Genomic DNA, 16,668 nt, shown 5'->3' with positions numbered 1-16,668 from the left:
TGACATGATGAACAAACTACCTCAAGAAACACGCGTTGTCATCGGGATGTCCGGTGGCGTCGATTCATCTGTAGCAGCTCTTTTATTAAAAGAGCAAGGTTATGATGTAATCGGAATTTTTATGAAAAACTGGGATGATACAGATGAGAATGGTGTCTGCACAGCAACAGAAGATTACAATGATGTAATTGAAGTGTGTAACCAAATTGGCATTCCATATTATGCAGTAAACTTTGAAAAACAATACTGGGATAAAGTGTTTACGTACTTCTTAGATGAGTACCGAGCTGGTCGTACACCAAACCCAGATGTAATGTGTAATAAAGAAATTAAATTTAAAGCATTTTTAGAGCATGCAATTGCGCTTGGTGCGGATTATGTAGCGACAGGCCATTATGCACGCGTTGCTTATATGGACGGCGAATATAAAATGCTTCGCGGCGTTGATGACAATAAAGACCAAACGTATTTCTTAAATCAATTAAGCCAAGAGCAATTATCAAAAACAATGTTCCCGCTCGGTGAACTGAAGAAACCACAAATTCGTGAAATGGCGAAAGAAGCTGGTTTAGCGACAGCGGCGAAGAAAGATAGTACTGGTATTTGCTTCATTGGTGAGCGTAACTTTAAAGATTTCTTAAGTAATTATTTACCAGCACAACCAGGTGTGATGCAAACATTATCTGGTGAAGTGAAAGGGAAACATGACGGTTTAATGTATTATACAATTGGACAACGTCATGGCCTTGGTATTGGTGGTAACGGTGATCCGTGGTTTGCTGTTGGGAAAAACTTAAAAGAAAACATTTTATATGTTGATCAAGGATTCCATAACGAACTTCTATATGGTGATGAAGTTATTGCTACGAATATTGGCTGGGTAAGTAATGAAGCGAAAGAAAAAGAATTTAAATGCACAGCGAAATTCCGTTATCGTCAAGAAGACAATAAAGTAACGGTTCAAATCGTTGATGAAAATACAGTTCGCATTCTTTGTGACGAGCCAATTCGTGCAATTACACCAGGACAAGCAGTTGTTTTCTATGATGGAGATGAGTGCTTAGGCGGTGCTACAATTGATGAAGTGTACCGTAGCGGTAAGAAATTGGATTATTTAGGATAAAACGAGAAGCCTCTGCCGATTCGCGGTTAGAGGTTTCTTTTACATAAAGCGAATTTTCGTTCGCTTGGAAAATACATTCTTTGTTATAATTTGTTGTAGAGGTGAAGGACATGTCAAACAAACTTGAAACAGGTATTCAATATATGCAAGAAGGAAACTGGGAAGAAGCTGCTAAAAATTTCACAGAAGCAATCGAAGAAAATCCGAAAGATGCGCTTGGATACATTAATTTTGCGAACTTATTAGATGTACTAGGTGATAGTGAAAGAGCAATTTTATTTTATAAACGTGCATTAGAGTTAGATGATAAATCTGCTGCTGCTTATTATGGATTAGGAAACGTATATTACGGTCAAGAGCAATTTGCAGAGGCTAAAGCTGTATTTGAACAAGCGATGCAAGCTGGATTACAATCAGCTGATGTAACATTTATGCTAGGTATTACACATGTGCAACTTGGAAATGATCGTCTTGCGCTACCATTTTTACAAAGAGCAACAGAATTAGATGAAAACGATGTAGAAGCTATGTTCCAGTGTGGACTTTGCTTTGCACGTTTAGAACATATTCAAGAGGCGAAACCTTATTTTGAAAAGGTATTAGAAATGGATGAAGAGCATGCAGATGCGTATTATAATTTAGGTGTTGCGTACGTATTTGAAGAAAATAACGAGAAGGCTCTTGCTTTATTTAAGAAAGCAACTGAAATTCAACCAGATCACTTTTTAGCTGGTAATGGTGTTCGTTTATTAGAGCAAGAAGCTGAATAAGATGAAAATATAGTTTAATGGGTAGTTATCCCTCATCTAAAAAGGTGGGGGATGTACTGCTCATTAAAGTGAAATGAAACCGGAAAGGAGAGGAAGAATGGGAAATCAACATGCAATGGATTTGTTTGAGGAAGAGAAAAAGTTTATAAAAGCGCAAGTTCTTCATACCATTTTCCACAACGAAGAAAACCTCTATTCCGTTGTCAGTATGAAAGTCATTGAAACGAATGAAACGTACGACGAAAAAAAAGTGATGATAAACGGTCATTTTCCCCGCATGCATGAAGATGAAGTGTTTACATTGACAGGGCATTTTAAAGACCATCCGAAGTATGGGAAACAATATTTGGTTGAAACGTTTAAGAAAGAATTACCGCAAACAAAAGCTGGTATGGTGCAATATTTAGCGAGTGATTTATTTAAAGGGATAGGAAAGCGTACAGCTGAAAAAATTGTGGACCATCTCGGGGAACATGCCATTTCTAAAATTATGGATGATCCTGATGCGCTAAATGGTGTTGTCAACAAACAAAAAGCTCAGGAAATATATGAGACGATTGTTGAACATCAAGGGCTAGAGAAAGTAATGAGCTTTTTAAATGGCTACGGTTTTGGAACGAAGCTTTCTATTAAGATTTACCAACAATATAAAGAGATGACATTAGAAGTAATCCGTAAGAATCCATATCAGCTTATTGAAGAAGTGGATGGGATTGGATTTGGAAGAGCGGATGATATAGGACGTGCGTTAGGGATATCGGGTAATCATGATGATCGTGTACGTGCGGGATGTTTTTATACGTTAGAAAATGTATCATTACAACTTGGTCACGTTTATATGGGGAAAGATCAACTCGTAAGAGAAACGATGTCACTTTTAAATAATCAAGAAGGAAGAGTGACAGAAGAAGATATTGTAGGTTGCGTTGAAATGATGCAAAGTGAAGGGAAAGTTATCATAGAAGAAGAACGAGTGTATTTAGCTTCGTTATTCTACTCTGAAAAAGGTGTTGTAAAGTCTATCCGCAGGCTCATGAATCAAGAGGAAACACCTTCATTTCCTGAAGCAGAAGTGTTAAAGACGTTAGGTCAAATTGAAGAACAACTGAATGTGCAGTATGCACCATTTCAGCAAGAAGCAATTCAAACGGCACTTCATAAACCGATGATGTTATTGACAGGTGGACCGGGAACAGGGAAGACAACAGTTATTAAAGGAATTGTTGAAATGTATGCATCACTTCACGGACTATCGTTAAATCCGAATGAATACAGTGATGATAATCCATTTCCGATATTATTAACGGCTCCAACAGGAAGAGCAGCGAAGCGAATGAGTGAATCAACAGGGCTTCCAGCTTGTACAATTCACCGTTTACTTGGCTGGACGCCAGAAGGGTCTTTCCAGCGTAATGAAACGGATCCGGTACAAGGGAAATTACTCATTATTGATGAATTTTCAATGGTTGATATTTGGCTTGCAAATCAGCTGTTTAAGTCATTGCCGACTAATATTCAAGTTATCGTTGTAGGCGATGAAGATCAATTACCATCTGTAGGCCCTGGACAAGTGTTGAAAGACTTATTGAATGCAGGTGCAGTTCCGACAGTAAAGCTTACTGAAATTTATCGTCAAGCGGAAGGCTCATCTGTTATTCAACTTGCCCATGCGATAAAAAATGGAACGCTCCCGCCAGATTTAGCGCAAAATCAAAAAGATCGTTCATTTATTGGCTGTACAGGAGCTCAAATTGTTGAGGTTGTTAAGAAGGTTTGTGACAATGCTAAGACAAAAGGGTTTAGCGCAAGGGATGTACAAGTATTGGCGCCGATGTACCGCGGGCCTGCTGGTATTAATGTACTAAACGAAGCGTTGCAAGAAGTGTTTAATCCGAAAAGGGAAAAGAGTAAAGAAATTGCTTACGGTGATGTTGTATACCGAAGAGGCGATAAAGTATTGCAGCTCGTTAATCAGCCAGAGAGCCAAGTGTTTAATGGTGATATCGGAGAAATTGTTTCGGTGTTTTATGCGAAAGAAAACGTTGAGCAACAAGATATGATTATCGTTTCATTTGATGGAATTGAAGTAACGTATACAAAGCCAGACTTAAATCAAATTACACATGCCTATTGCTGTTCGATTCATAAGTCGCAAGGTAGTGAGTTCCCGATCGTAATCATGCCGATAGTAAAAAGTTACAATCGTATGTTACGTCGTAATTTAATTTATACTGGTATTACAAGAAGTAAGAAGTTCCTTATTATTTGCGGGGAGGAAGCCGCATTCCAGTCTGGTGTAAATCGCCTTGATGATGCAATGCGTCAAACGACTTTAGCGAGTCGCTTGCAAGAATCACAAGGAGAAGTACAGATGGTAACAGTTAATGGTGAAGAAATGGACGTGGAAAACATTTCACCGTATGATTTCATGTAACAAGGTGAAATTATATAGTGAAACTTTCAAACGTATAACGTTGAAAGGCTCCAGCAATGTATAAATGAATGCGGTTTGGACATAATGGCGAATAGAATCTGGGAGACTGTAAGGAGATGAAAGCCATATGTTCATTTGTCCAAATTGCAAAGGGAAAGACATTGGAAAAATAGGTGTCAACCAATTTTATTGCTGGAATTGTTATATCGAATTATCGGTTTCAAAGGGGAAAATCCATACGCATCAAGTAGAAGAAGATGGTTCATTAAGCTCACTTGATGATTTATTTGATGAGAACGAAAGAACGATCGGATAACGAAAAGGGGGATTTACTTTGAATCTACGCAATTCATTAATCGCATTAGGTGTTGGAGCGGCAGCATACCAATATGCTCGCAAGCAAGATGTATTTTCAAAACGCAATATGAAAAAAGCACGTAAGATGATTAAATCTTATCTATAAGCGCAAAAAACTCCCTTCATCATAAGGGAGTTTTTTTATGCACTTGTATGCAAATATAAAAGTCCAATTTCAGAGAAGAGATAAGATAGGCCGTAACATCCAACGCCAAGCATTCCGTAATGAAATAATTGCTTCGCTCTTTCTTTTCGTGAGGAACGAATAAAGAAACCTTTCCAAATACCAAACCCGATACAAACCCATTCAAGAATCATAAAAAGTGCTGATAATACGAGCATAAATAAAACCATCATGAACCCTCCTGATTATATTGTTTCATGCTGCATTCTCAGGGGTGGTTGTCCTTGTTATGTTATTTATATGTACGTCTTTACAAAACAGTATGGTCTGGATAAAAAGATTTTAAAACTTTTGCACATAACCTACCCTATTTATTTTCAAAATAAAGGTGGAGGAGGTTTTTCGTGTGAAGAATCTTAAAATTATTTGGATATATCGTTTAGGGTTATTGTTACTCGTATTTCTTTGCTTGCTCGTCTTTTTAAAAATTAAGCCGCTATGGGCACCGATTATTTTTGTATTTAAAGTGGCCATTACACCGTTTCTTATTGCGTGTTTTATTGCGTATTTATTGCATCCTTTAATTGAAAAAATTCATAAGGAAGGGATGCCACGCACACTCGCTATTTTGCTCATTTACATCCTTTTCTTTGGTGGAATTGGTTATGGAATTTATAAAGGAACGCCAGTTGTAATTAAGCAATTACAAGAAATCAATGAACAGTTCCCGCAGTTTACAAAAATGTATGATTCTTGGATGGATGGCGTTACGGAACAAACAGCGAACTTCCCGTCATTTATTCATGAAAAGGTGAAACAAATTTTTGGTGGAGTAGAAACGAAGATACAATCACTTTTGAATAAAGTGATGAGCACAGCTCGTGGTGTACTCGATTCGTTACTCATTATTTTCTTAATACCGTTCATTGTATTTTACATATTAAAAGATTACGGTGAGTTTTATCATATCTTTTGGAAACTAGTCCCGAGTAAGTGGCGGAGTACTGGACAAATGCTAGCGAAAGAAATTGATAAGTCACTCGGAAGTTATATTCGAGGACAGTTATTTGTTTGCTTAGTATTAGGGGGCGTATCTGTTCTTTCTTTTTGGTTTATCGGTATGAAATATCCATTATTACTCGGCATTATTATTGGGGTAACGGATATAATCCCGTACTTCGGTCCGATTTTAGGAGCAATCCCGACATTAATGATTGCGGCAACGGTATCAACGAGTTTACTTATTAAGGCGGGAATTACGATTGCTATTTTGCAATTTTTGGAAAGTAACATTTTATCCCCTTACATCGTTGGTAAGTCGCTTCGTATGCATCCTGTTATTATTATGCTGGCATTACTAGTTGGAGGAGAAGTGGCAGGAATTGTAGGATTACTCATATCAGTTCCGATTTTAGCAGTCATTCGTACAGTGATCGTTCATGTAAGACCTCTTTGGAAAAAAGAAAATGTGTAATAAGAAAGCCCTCTACCTACAAAGGTAGAGGGCTTTCATTATTTTGAGAGTTGCTCGTGTATTTGTTGAACGAGAGAGCTTACATCATTTGTTTGAATATGTTTTATTTTTTTCCATTCATGATCATACATAAAGATAATTTGATTGCTGAAAAGGCGCTTTTGTTCTTTTAGGTCAGAAATTTTTTCGAAAGAGTACTCCTCAAATAATGGATTCTGACTTACATCTGGTCCATAAAAGAAGAGCCGTTTGTTCGTTAAAATTAACAGCCCTGGCCTTGCGACGGAGCGATAAATAAATATGTCTAGTGAACATGCTACGTAAAACAATATTATTTCGTCAGTCGTTAATATGGTTTTGGCTTTGCTTAATAAGGTTGTCATTGTAATCGCTCCTTTATTGTTGATAATTTAATTATAACAAAAATATAATATTCAGAAAAGTTTGTAGAGGTAGTGCAACTTATTAATACATGCATAATATATGAAAAGGCTGTTAAGAATGACTAGTAGAATAGCTATGATTAATAAGCAATTGATATAATATAAATGATTATCTACATTGACAAACTTAAGAGAATTCTATTATATTTAGTCATATAATACATTAAATCAATGACGGAACAAGTACGTTACAGTCCATTTATAGAGAGAAGCTTCCATATGGCTGAAAGAAGCTTTAAATGAAGGGTAACAGAAAGCTAATCCTGAGAGCAGCTAATCACTGCCGTTTTGCCACGTTACGGCACCATGAGGTGATGAGTTGATTGTTATAGTAATCAATTCATAATTAGGGTGGTATCGCGAGTTAACTCTCGTCCCTTTTATAGGGGCGGGAGTTTTTTATATTTAAGGAGGAAAATACAATGAAACAACTAACAGGCGCACAAATTCGTCAAATGTTTTTAGACTTTTTCCAAGAAAAAGGACATGCAGTAGAACCTAGTGCATCACTAGTTCCACATGAGGATCCATCTCTTTTATGGATTAACAGTGGTGTAGCAACGTTAAAAAAATATTTTGATGGACGTGTAATCCCGCAAAATCCACGTATTACAAATGCTCAAAAATCAATTCGTACAAACGATATTGAAAACGTAGGGAAAACAGCTCGTCACCATACATTCTTTGAAATGTTAGGGAACTTCTCAATCGGTGATTACTTTAAAGAAGAAGCAATTACTTGGGCTTGGGAGTTCTTAACGAGCGACAAATGGATCGGATTCGATAAAGAATTACTTTCAGTTACAATCCATCCAGAAGATGAAGAAGCATTCACAATTTGGAATGAGAAAATGGGTGTTCCAAAAGAGCGCATCATCCGTTTAGAAGAAAACTTCTGGGATATCGGTGAAGGACCAAGTGGACCGAATACAGAGATTTTCTATGACCGCGGAGAAGCTTACGGTAATGACTTTAGTGACCCAGAATTATATCCAGGTGGAGAAAATGAGCGTTACTTAGAAGTATGGAACCTTGTATTCTCTCAATTTAACCATAATCCAGATGGTTCATATACACCACTTCCTAAGAAGAACATCGATACAGGGATGGGTCTAGAGCGTATGACATCTATCGTTCAAGATGTACCTACAAACTTTGACACAGACTTATTCATGCCGATGATTGGTGCAACAGAATCAATCTCTGGTGAGAAGTATCGTAATGGTGACTTAGAAAAAGATATGGCGTTTAAAGTAATTGCTGACCATATCCGTACAGTAACATTTGCTGTTGGTGACGGTGCTCTTCCATCTAACGAAGGCCGTGGTTATGTATTACGTCGTTTATTACGCCGCGCTGTTCGTTATTCGAAGAAATTAAATATCAACCGTCCATTCATGTTTGAATTAGTGCCGGTTGTTGGAGAAGTAATGAAAGACTTCTACCCAGAAGTACTTGAGAAGAAAGATTTCATCGCAAAAGTTGTGAAAAACGAAGAAGAGCGTTTCCACGAAACACTTCATGATGGTGAAGCAATTTTAGCTGAAGTTATCGCAAAAGCAAAAGAAGAAAAAACAACTGTTATTTCTGGAGTAGATGCGTTCCGTCTATATGACACATACGGTTTCCCGATTGAATTAACAGAAGAATATGCAGAAGAAGCTGGTATGACAGTTGATCAAGAAGGCTTTGAAAATGAAATGGAAAAACAACGTGAGCGCGCACGTGCTGCTCGTCAAGACGTTGACTCTATGCAAGTTCAAGGCGGTGTCCTTGGAGAAGTGAAAGTAGCGAGTGAGTTCGTTGGTTACGGTACAGTTGCAACAGAAAGTAACGTTGTTGCACTTGTGAAAAACGGCGAATACACAGACAGCTTACAAGCTGGCGAAGAAGGACAATTAATGCTTGATGTAACACCATTCTATGCTGAGAGCGGTGGACAAATTGCAGACCGTGGTTACCTTCTTGCTGACGGTGTGAAAGTTCTTGTAAAAGACGTACAAAAAGCACCAAACGGCCAAAACTTGCACAAAGTTGTTGTTGAAGAAGGTACATTAACGAAAGATGCTGCTGTGAAAGCAATCATTGATACAAAGAACCGTAGTAGCGTTGTGAAAAACCATACAGCAACTCACTTACTACACCAAGCATTAAAAGACGTACTTGGAACGCACGTAAACCAAGCGGGTTCTCTTGTAACTTCTGAACGTTTACGCTTTGACTTCTCTCACTTCGGTCAAGTACAAGTTGACGAATTAGAAAAAATTGAGCGTATCGTAAACGAGAAAATTTGGGAAAGTATTGATGTTGAGATTTCTCAAAAAGCAATCGAAGAAGCGAAAGAAATGGGCGCAATGGCATTATTCGGTGAAAAATACGGTGATGTTGTACGCGTTGTACAAGTTGGCGATTACAGCTTAGAGCTTTGCGGTGGTTGTCACGTTGATAACACAGCTTCTATCGGTATTTTCAAAATCGTTGCTGAGTCTGGTATCGGTGCAGGAACTCGTCGTATTGAGGCGGTAACTGGTAAGTCTGCATACGAATTAATGAACGATCAAGTAGGTTTATTAAAAGAAGCAGCAGGAAAAATGAAAACAAATCCGAAAGATATTTTAACAAGAGTGGATGGTTTATTTGCTGAAGTAAAACAACTTCAAAAAGAAAACGAATCTCTTGCAGCAAAATTAAGCAATATTGAAGCTGGAAACTTAACTGATTCAGTAATGACAGTTGATGGTGTAAACATATTAGCAGCAAAAGTAAATGTTGCAGATATGAACAACTTACGTACGATGATGGATGACCTAAAAAATAAATTAGAATCTGCAGTTGTCGTATTAGCGTCTGTAAATGATGATAAAGTAAACATCTTAGCTGGCGTAACGAAAGATTTAATTAGCCAAGGATACCATGCTGGTAAACTTGTGAAAGAAGTAGCTTCTCGTTGTGGTGGCGGTGGCGGTGGCCGTCCTGATATGGCACAAGCGGGCGGTAAAAACCCAGCGCAAGTTGAGGAAGCTTTAGCATTTGTACAAGAGTACGTTAAATCTGTTTCAAAATAAAGAGATAGTAGTGTACAATGGTAGGGAGAGGAGAAGTTCTTCTCCCTATACTTACTATATAAGTGAGGTGCTTGAAATGGACGGTTTTGATAAAACAATGAAGTTTAGCATTCAAGATGAAAAACAGAGTGTCCATGTAAATGATGTACTTTTAACTGTGTATGATGCACTTCAAGAAAAAGGTTATAATCCGATTAACCAAATCGTCGGTTATTTATTAAGTGGAGACCCAGCATACATACCTCGCCATAAAGATGCACGCAGCATCATTCGCAAGCTTGAACGTGATGAGTTAATTGAAGAGCTTGTGAAGTCTTACTTGAAACATCATCGTGAGGAGTAGTTTATGCGGATATTAGGTTTAGATGTAGGTACAAAAACAGTCGGAGTTGCAATGAGCGACGAAATGGGCTGGACAGCGCAAGGACTGGAAACAATCAGGATTAACGAAGAACGAGGCAACTTTGGTTTTGACCGTATTTCTGAGTTAGTAAAGCAGTACAATGTGGACAAAATAGTAGTAGGTTTACCTAAAAATATGAATGGTACAATTGGCCCACGTGGTGAAGCGTGCCAACAATTTGCAGAAAACCTACGAGAGCTGTTACAATTAGACGTTGTAATGTGGGACGAGCGTTTGTCGACGATGGCAGCGGAACGTCTGCTCATTTCAGCTGATGTAAGCCGTAAGAAGCGAAAGCAAGTAATCGATAAGATGGCTGCAGTCGTAATCTTACAAGGATTTTTAGATAGTAAATAAGAGGTGACCAAAATGGAAGAAAATCAAATTACAATTGTAGACGAAAAAGGTAACGAACATTTATGTGAAATTATTTTCACTTTTGATGCTGAAAAATTTGGCAAAAAATCATACGTAGTCTTCTCTCCAATCGGTGAAGTAGACGAAGATGGAGACCAAATTTATGACGCAATGGCTTATGAGCAAAATGAAGAAGAGGGCGGAAGTTTACTTCCAATCGAATCTGAAGAAGAGTGGGAAATGGTACAAGAAATGTTCAACACTCTAGCTGATGAGCAAGAAGCTGAATAATAAGTACTAAAAAGATGGACGACATATAGTCCATCTTTTTTTATATGTAAAATGAAAGATTTTTTGTCGAAACCTTGCAATCCTTTGTAGTATAATGAGACGGATTGTAGAAAAATAAAATGTCTATCTAAAAAGATAAATAAATTTATTGTGTTTTTATGTCGTGTTGTATAGAAAGATATACATGCGGTCTACAATTTAATTAAGGAGGAAGAGTGTTGATAGAGAATCAAGTGAAAAAGAAGCGTAGACGTCTTTTTTTATTTTCGATTATTGCACTGCTTTTAGTTTGTGGTTCAGTCTATGCGTATATTTCATCCGCATTAGGACCAGTTGATAGCGGGAATAAAAAAGAGATTGAAGTAGAAATTCCCAAGGGGTCATCTACTAGTAAAATTGGTGAGATTTTAGAAGAAAAAGGTGCTGTGAAAAACGGTACAGTTTTTAGTTTTTATACAAAGGCTAAATCGAAAAATTTACAAGCGGGTACATATTTATTAAATCCTTCAATGAGTGCCTCAGATGTGATTGAACAAATGTCATCTGGTAACGTTCATCGTCCAGCTCTTTATAAAGTGACGATAAAAGAAGGTGCGCAAGTAACTGAAATTGCAGAAACGGTTGCAAACGAATTAAAGTGGAATAAAGATGATGTTGTACGTCAATTAAACGATAAAGCATTTATTCAAAAAATGCAGCAAAAGTATCCGAAGTTATTAACGGATAAAATCTTTGATAGCAATATTAAATATCCATTAGAAGGTTATTTATATCCTGCGACGTACTCTTTCTATAAAAAAGATACGACGTTAGAAGAAATCGTAATTCCAATGCTTGAGAAAACGAATGCAATCATTGTTCAAAACGAGGCAAAAATGAAAGCGAAGAACTGGGATGTTCATCAGCTTTTAACATTGTCTTCACTTATTGAAGAAGAGGCAACAGGCTTTACAGATCGTCAAAAGATCTCTAGTGTCTTTTACAATCGTTTAGCGAAAGGTATGCCACTGCAAACTGATCCAACGGTATTATATGCACTTGGAAAGCATAAACAACGTGTATTATACGAAGATTTAAAGATCAACTCACCATACAATACGTATGTTGTGAAAGGATTGCCAGTTGGTCCAATCGCAAACTCGGGTAAACATTCAGTGGAGGCGGCGTTAGAACCTGCGCAAACAGATTATTATTATTTCTTAGCTGCACCAACTGGTGAAGTGTACTATGCGAAAACATTAGACGAGCATAATGCATTAAAGCAAAAATATATTACGAAAAAACAGTGAAATGGGGAGGGATAGCGAAAAAGGTCGCACATCCCTCTTTTTTGTGGTAAAATATATCGGGTTAAAAACTGGCAGAAGAATCGTTTTTAATATCAAAACGGGACGTACAAGCTAAGGGTGAAAATGGCTTGTATTTTTATTGCATTCTATGTGTGAAAAGACGTCATAGAGGCACTTCTCCATGTAAATAAGGAGGACCATTATGGAGGATGCAGTTAACGAGTACCTATTATCATTTATTGATCCGAAAGATAAATTAATTCTTGAAATGGAAGACTATGCGAAAGAAAATCATGTGCCGATTATGGATCGACTTGGAATGGAATTTATGTTGCAATTTTTACGTTTAATTGGACCAAAAAGTATTTTAGAGCTTGGTACAGCAATTGGTTATTCTAGTATTCGTATGATGCAAGCTATTCCAAACTCTCGTATTGTGACAGTTGAACGCAATCGCGAGCGATATGAAAAAGCACTTGAATATATAGAACGTTCACCAGTTAAAGAGCGTATTTCTGTTATTTACGGTGATGCTTTAGAAACAGGCGAGCAAGTAGAAGAACATGGAACATTTGATGTTATTTTTATTGATGCAGCAAAAGGACAATATCGTCGCTTTTTTGACTTATATGAACCGTTATTAAATCCTGGTGGCGTAATTATTTCAGATAATGTTATGTACCATGGGCTTGTAACGACAAAAGAGAAAATTGAAAACAGACGTACACGTGGTTTAATCCGTCGTATTAAGACGTACAATGAATGGCTTATGAATCATGAAGGATATGATACAACGATTTTCCCAATTGGTGATGGAGTAGCTGTTAGTAAAAAGAGAGGGTGACCAAGGTATGAAGAAACCTGAATTGTTAGTAACGCCAAAAGCAGTGGTGGATATTGAACCTCTTGCGAAAGCAGGAGCTGATGCGGTAATGATCGGTGAGCAAAAGTTCGGTTTACGTTTAGCAGGGGAATTTTCACGTGAAGATGTGAAACAAGCTGTGAAGATTGCACATGAAAATGGTGTGAAAGTATACGTAGCAATGAACGCTATGTTTCACAATGATAAAGTAGATGAATTAACAGATTATGTTGCATTTTTAAACGAAGTAAGTGTAGATGCAATTGTTTTCGGAGATCCAGCAGTATTAATGGCGGTCCGAGAAGTAGCGCCAAATATGCAATTGCACTGGAATACAGAAACAACAGCAACTAACTGGTTTACTTGTAACTACTGGGGACAAAGGGGAGCAAAACGTGCTGTATTAGCTCGTGAGCTTAGCTTAGATGAAATTGTTGAATTAAAAGAAAATGCTGAAGTGGAACTTGAAGTACAAATTCACGGTATGACTTGTATGTTCCAATCGAAGCGTTCATTAGTAGGAAACTACTTTGAGTACCAAGGACGTAATCTTGACATTGAAAAGAAAAAATATGAAGAGAATATGTTCTTATATGACCCAGAGCGTAACAATAAATATCCAATTTATGAAGATGAAAATGGTACTCACATTATGAGTCCAAACGATATTTGTTTCATCGATGAGTTAGAAGAGCTAATTGATGCTGAAGTCGCTAGCTTAAAAATTGATGGTGTACTAAAAAGCTCTGCATACATTATTGAGGTAACGAAGAAATATCGTAAAGCAATTGATTTATGTGTAGAAGATCGTGATGCGTATTATGACGTGAAAGACGATTTATATAAAGAGATAGAAGAAATGCAACCAGTGAATCGTCCGTTAGACACGGGATTCTTCTTTAAAGAGACGGTTTACTAAACGAGGAGGGTGTAGGAAATGACTGTACAAGAAATTTCACGAGTAGTCGATGGCAAACGCGTTATTGTGAAGAAACCTGAACTGTTAATCCCTGCGGGTAACTTAGAAAAATTAAAAGTAGCTATCCATTACGGGGCAGATGCTGTATATTTAGGTGGACAAGAATTTGGTCTTCGTTCGAATGCAGGTAACTTTACACTGGAAGATATGGCAGAAGGTGTTGAATTTGCAAAGAAATATGGAGCAAAAATATATGTAACAACAAATATCTTTGCACATAATGAAAATATGGACGGGCTAGAGGAATATTTAAAAGGGATTGAAAAAGCTGGCGTAACGGGAATTATCGTTGCTGATCCGCTTATTATTGAGACTTGTAAACGTGTAGCGCCTTCTGTTGAAGTGCATTTAAGTACACAACAATCACTATCCAACTGGAAAGCAGCACAGTATTGGAAAGAAGAAGGTTTACATCGTCTTGTATTAGCTCGTGAAGCAAGCTATGAAGAAATGAAAGAAATTAAAGAAAAAGTGGATATTGAAATTGAAGCATTCGTCCATGGTGCAATGTGTATCGCATATTCAGGCAGATGTACGTTAAGTAACCATATGACAGCACGTGACTCTAACCGTGGTGGTTGTTGTCAATCTTGCCGTTGGGACTATGATTTAGTTCAAACAGTATCACAACATAAAGATGCAAAAGAGCTGCCTCTATTCCAAGAAGAAGATGCTCACTTTGCAATGAGTCCAAAAGACTTAAATTTAATTTTATCAATTCCGAAAATGATTGAAATTGGAATTGATAGCTTAAAAGTTGAAGGACGTATGAAATCAATCCATTACGTAGCGACTGTAGCAACAGTATACCGTAAAGTAATTGATGCGTATTGTGCGGATCCGGATAATTTTGAGTTTAAACAAGAATGGTTAGATGAGCTTGATAAATGTGCAAATCGTGATACAGCTCCCGCATTCTTTGAAGGGGTTCCAGGACATCAAGAGCAAATGTTTGGAAATCATAGTAAGAAAACAACGTATGATTTCGCTGGTTTAGTGTTAGATTATAATGAAGAAACGGGCATCGTAACGATTGAGCAACGTAATCATTTCAAACCAGGACATGAAGTGGAGTTCTTTGGACCAGAAATAGAAAACTTTACGCAGACGGTGGAGAAAATTTGGGATGAGGATGGAAACGAATTAGATGCAGCGAGACATCCGTTGCAAATCGTGAAATTCAAAGTGGATCAACCAGTGTATGTGAATAATATGATGCGCAAAAACATACTTCAATAAGAAAGAGTGATAGTCGAATGGGGACGAATAAGCCTGTTGTAATTGGAATTGCTGGTGGTTCGGGATCAGGTAAAACGAGTGTAACGAAAGCGATTTTTGACCATTTTAAAGGTCATTCTATTTTAATCTTAGAGCAAGATTATTATTACAAAGATCAAAGCCATTTACCAATGGAAGAGCGTTTAAAAACAAATTATGATCATCCGCTTGCGTTTGATAATGATCTGTTAATTGAACATTTACAGCAGTTGCTTGCATATGAGCAAATTGATAAGCCTGTATATGACTATACATTGCATACGCGTTCAGAAGAAGTTATTCCAGTTGAGCCGAAAGATGTAATCATTTTAGAAGGAATTCTTATTTTAGAAGACCCACGTCTTTGTGAGTTAATGGACATTAAGCTATTCGTTGATACAGATGCAGATCTTCGTATTTTACGCCGCATGCAGCGTGATATTAAAGAGCGCGGTCGTACGATGGATTCAGTTATTGATCAATACGTAAGTGTTGTACGTCCAATGCACAATCAATTTATTGAGCCTTCTAAGAAATTTGCGGATATTATTATCCCTGAAGGTGGACAAAACCATGTTGCAATTGATATTATGGTGACAAAAATTGCAACAATTCTTGAACAAAAAGTAAATTTGTAATAGCATAGTAAAAGATATACGATAGGAAGGGATTTTTTCCCTTCCTATCGAATACAATGAAACATGCAACCTCATCTATATATAGGTGAGGGCATATTTATATCAACTTTCCATACATATCTTCTTTATATAAAGAAGAATTGGGAATACGGGGTTGTATGTGACAACTCCGCTAGTACAGGCGTGCTAGAAACCTCCGCTATACATATAAGTGGGGGAGTTTTCATATGGAACTCCTCTTTTTTTCGGGGGATTGGTATATAAAAGGAGTGGAAAATATGGCAACAGAAAAAACATACCCTATGACGCAAGAGGGTAAGCAAAAGCTAGAGAACGAACTTGAAGATTTAAAAACGGTAAAACGTAAAGAGGTTGTAGAGCGCATTAAGATTGCACGTAGCTTCGGAGATCTTTCTGAGAACTCTGAGTACGATGCAGCGAAAGATGAGCAAGCGTTCGTAGAAGGACGTATTACACAATTAGAAAACATGATTCGTAACGCAGTTATCATCACAGATAATGGCGAAGAATCTACAGTTGTTACATTAGGTAAAACAGTAACGTTTAAAGAGTTACCAGGTGGAGATGAAGAATCTTACACAATCGTAGGTAGCGCAGAAGCAGATCCATTTGAAGGAAGAATTTCTAACGATTCTCCAATTGCAAAAAGCTTATTAGGTAAGCAAATTGGTGAGAAGGTAGCAATCCAAACTCCAGGTGGAGAAATGCAAGTAGAGATTATCTCTGTAAAATAATAAAAAATCACTCGTGTAAAAGCGAGTGATTTTTTTATTTGTATAAA

General features: G+C 37.3%; 18 protein-coding genes and 1 other annotated feature. Of the genes, 16 read left to right on the top strand and 2 right to left on the bottom strand.

What is annotated here, in order from left to right; genetic code table 11:
- Window positions 1–7 precede the first annotated feature (7 nt).
- The 5 genes from mnmA (at window position 8) to MR115_RS06510 (ending at window position 4,790) form a co-directional block, all read left to right on the top strand.
- On the top strand, window positions 8–1,123 hold the full coding sequence (gene mnmA / locus MR115_RS06530) for a tRNA 2-thiouridine(34) synthase MnmA (RefSeq protein ID WP_048531354.1): 1,116 nt from the start codon (window positions 8–10) through the stop codon (window positions 1,121–1,123).
- Between the two features lie 110 nt (window positions 1,124–1,233).
- The gene (locus MR115_RS06525) at window positions 1,234–1,893 is read left to right on the top strand and encodes a tetratricopeptide repeat protein (protein ID WP_073516586.1); all 660 of its coding nucleotides are present in this window, start codon (window positions 1,234–1,236) and stop codon (window positions 1,891–1,893) included.
- Window positions 1,894–1,990: 97 nt separating this feature from the next.
- On the top strand, window positions 1,991–4,327 hold the full coding sequence (gene recD2, locus MR115_RS06520) for an SF1B family DNA helicase RecD2 (protein ID WP_061677206.1): 2,337 nt from the start codon (window positions 1,991–1,993) through the stop codon (window positions 4,325–4,327).
- Between the two features lie 127 nt (window positions 4,328–4,454).
- The gene (locus tag MR115_RS06515) at window positions 4,455–4,643 is read left to right on the top strand and encodes a hypothetical protein (protein ID WP_000469281.1); all 189 of its coding nucleotides are present in this window, start codon (window positions 4,455–4,457) and stop codon (window positions 4,641–4,643) included.
- 18 nt (window positions 4,644–4,661) lie between these two features.
- Complete coding sequence (locus MR115_RS06510) at window positions 4,662–4,790, top strand: YrzQ family protein (protein WP_001053553.1); 129 nt, start codon at window positions 4,662–4,664, stop codon at window positions 4,788–4,790.
- Between the two features lie 35 nt (window positions 4,791–4,825).
- Here MR115_RS06510 and MR115_RS06505 read toward each other — a convergent pair whose 3' ends face one another.
- On the bottom strand, window positions 4,826–5,038 hold the full coding sequence (locus MR115_RS06505; protein ID WP_000242555.1) for a hypothetical protein: 213 nt from the start codon (window positions 5,036–5,038) through the stop codon (window positions 4,826–4,828).
- Window positions 5,039–5,214: 176 nt separating this feature from the next.
- Here MR115_RS06505 and MR115_RS06500 point away from each other — a divergent pair, with 176 nt between their 5' ends.
- A complete protein-coding gene (locus MR115_RS06500; RefSeq protein WP_088028218.1) occupies window positions 5,215–6,282 on the top strand; it encodes an AI-2E family transporter in 1,068 nt (355 codons plus the stop codon).
- A gap of 38 nt (window positions 6,283–6,320) precedes the next feature.
- Here MR115_RS06500 and MR115_RS06495 read toward each other — a convergent pair whose 3' ends face one another.
- Window positions 6,321–6,665 (bottom strand): PH domain-containing protein, encoded by a 345-nt coding sequence (locus tag MR115_RS06495; protein WP_242240515.1) that lies wholly within the window; start codon window positions 6,663–6,665, stop codon window positions 6,321–6,323.
- Window positions 6,666–6,887: 222 nt separating this feature from the next.
- Window positions 6,888–7,107: a binding site (T-box leader), on the top strand.
- A gap of 40 nt (window positions 7,108–7,147) precedes the next feature.
- Here MR115_RS06495 and alaS point away from each other — a divergent pair.
- From alaS to greA, 10 genes are all read left to right on the top strand, one after another.
- Window positions 7,148–9,790 (top strand): alanine--tRNA ligase, encoded by a 2,643-nt coding sequence (alaS, locus tag MR115_RS06490; protein WP_242240514.1) that lies wholly within the window; start codon window positions 7,148–7,150, stop codon window positions 9,788–9,790.
- 76 nt (window positions 9,791–9,866) lie between these two features.
- The gene (locus MR115_RS06485; protein WP_000348590.1) at window positions 9,867–10,133 is read left to right on the top strand and encodes an IreB family regulatory phosphoprotein; all 267 of its coding nucleotides are present in this window, start codon (window positions 9,867–9,869) and stop codon (window positions 10,131–10,133) included.
- A gap of 3 nt (window positions 10,134–10,136) precedes the next feature.
- Window positions 10,137–10,550 (top strand): Holliday junction resolvase RuvX, encoded by a 414-nt coding sequence (gene ruvX / locus MR115_RS06480; protein WP_061677211.1) that lies wholly within the window; start codon window positions 10,137–10,139, stop codon window positions 10,548–10,550.
- 12 nt (window positions 10,551–10,562) lie between these two features.
- Window positions 10,563–10,841: a DUF1292 domain-containing protein gene (locus MR115_RS06475; protein ID WP_000392246.1), complete on the top strand. Its 279-nt coding sequence runs from the start codon at window positions 10,563–10,565 to the stop codon at window positions 10,839–10,841.
- Window positions 10,842–11,059: 218 nt separating this feature from the next.
- Window positions 11,060–12,130 carry an endolytic transglycosylase MltG gene (gene mltG, locus MR115_RS06470; protein ID WP_061677213.1) on the top strand — a complete coding sequence of 357 codons (1,071 nt, stop codon included), beginning with the start codon at window positions 11,060–11,062 and terminating at the stop codon, window positions 12,128–12,130.
- Between the two features lie 202 nt (window positions 12,131–12,332).
- Window positions 12,333–12,974 carry an O-methyltransferase gene (locus MR115_RS06465; RefSeq protein ID WP_000389094.1) on the top strand — a complete coding sequence of 214 codons (642 nt, stop codon included), beginning with the start codon at window positions 12,333–12,335 and terminating at the stop codon, window positions 12,972–12,974.
- Window positions 12,975–12,981: 7 nt separating this feature from the next.
- Entirely contained in the window at window positions 12,982–13,911 is a 930-nt protein-coding gene (locus tag MR115_RS06460; RefSeq protein WP_242240513.1) for a peptidase U32 family protein, read from the top strand.
- An 18-nt stretch (window positions 13,912–13,929) separates the two neighbouring features.
- The gene (locus tag MR115_RS06455; RefSeq protein WP_061677215.1) at window positions 13,930–15,210 is read left to right on the top strand and encodes a peptidase U32 family protein; all 1,281 of its coding nucleotides are present in this window, start codon (window positions 13,930–13,932) and stop codon (window positions 15,208–15,210) included.
- Window positions 15,211–15,227: 17 nt separating this feature from the next.
- A complete protein-coding gene (gene udk, locus MR115_RS06450; RefSeq protein WP_000537082.1) occupies window positions 15,228–15,866 on the top strand; it encodes a uridine kinase in 639 nt (212 codons plus the stop codon).
- Between the two features lie 278 nt (window positions 15,867–16,144).
- The gene (gene greA, locus MR115_RS06445; RefSeq protein ID WP_000179964.1) at window positions 16,145–16,621 is read left to right on the top strand and encodes a transcription elongation factor GreA; all 477 of its coding nucleotides are present in this window, start codon (window positions 16,145–16,147) and stop codon (window positions 16,619–16,621) included.
- Window positions 16,622–16,668: the final 47 nt, after the last annotated feature.

Origin of the sequence: Bacillus cereus group sp. BfR-BA-01309 (assembly GCF_022664315.1) — a bacterium.
GTDB classification, from domain to species: Bacteria; Bacillota; Bacilli; order Bacillales; family Bacillaceae_G; genus Bacillus_A; species Bacillus_A mobilis.
The sequence above is the reverse complement of the archived record's forward strand: the minus strand, read 5'-3'. Positions and strand labels throughout refer to the sequence as shown.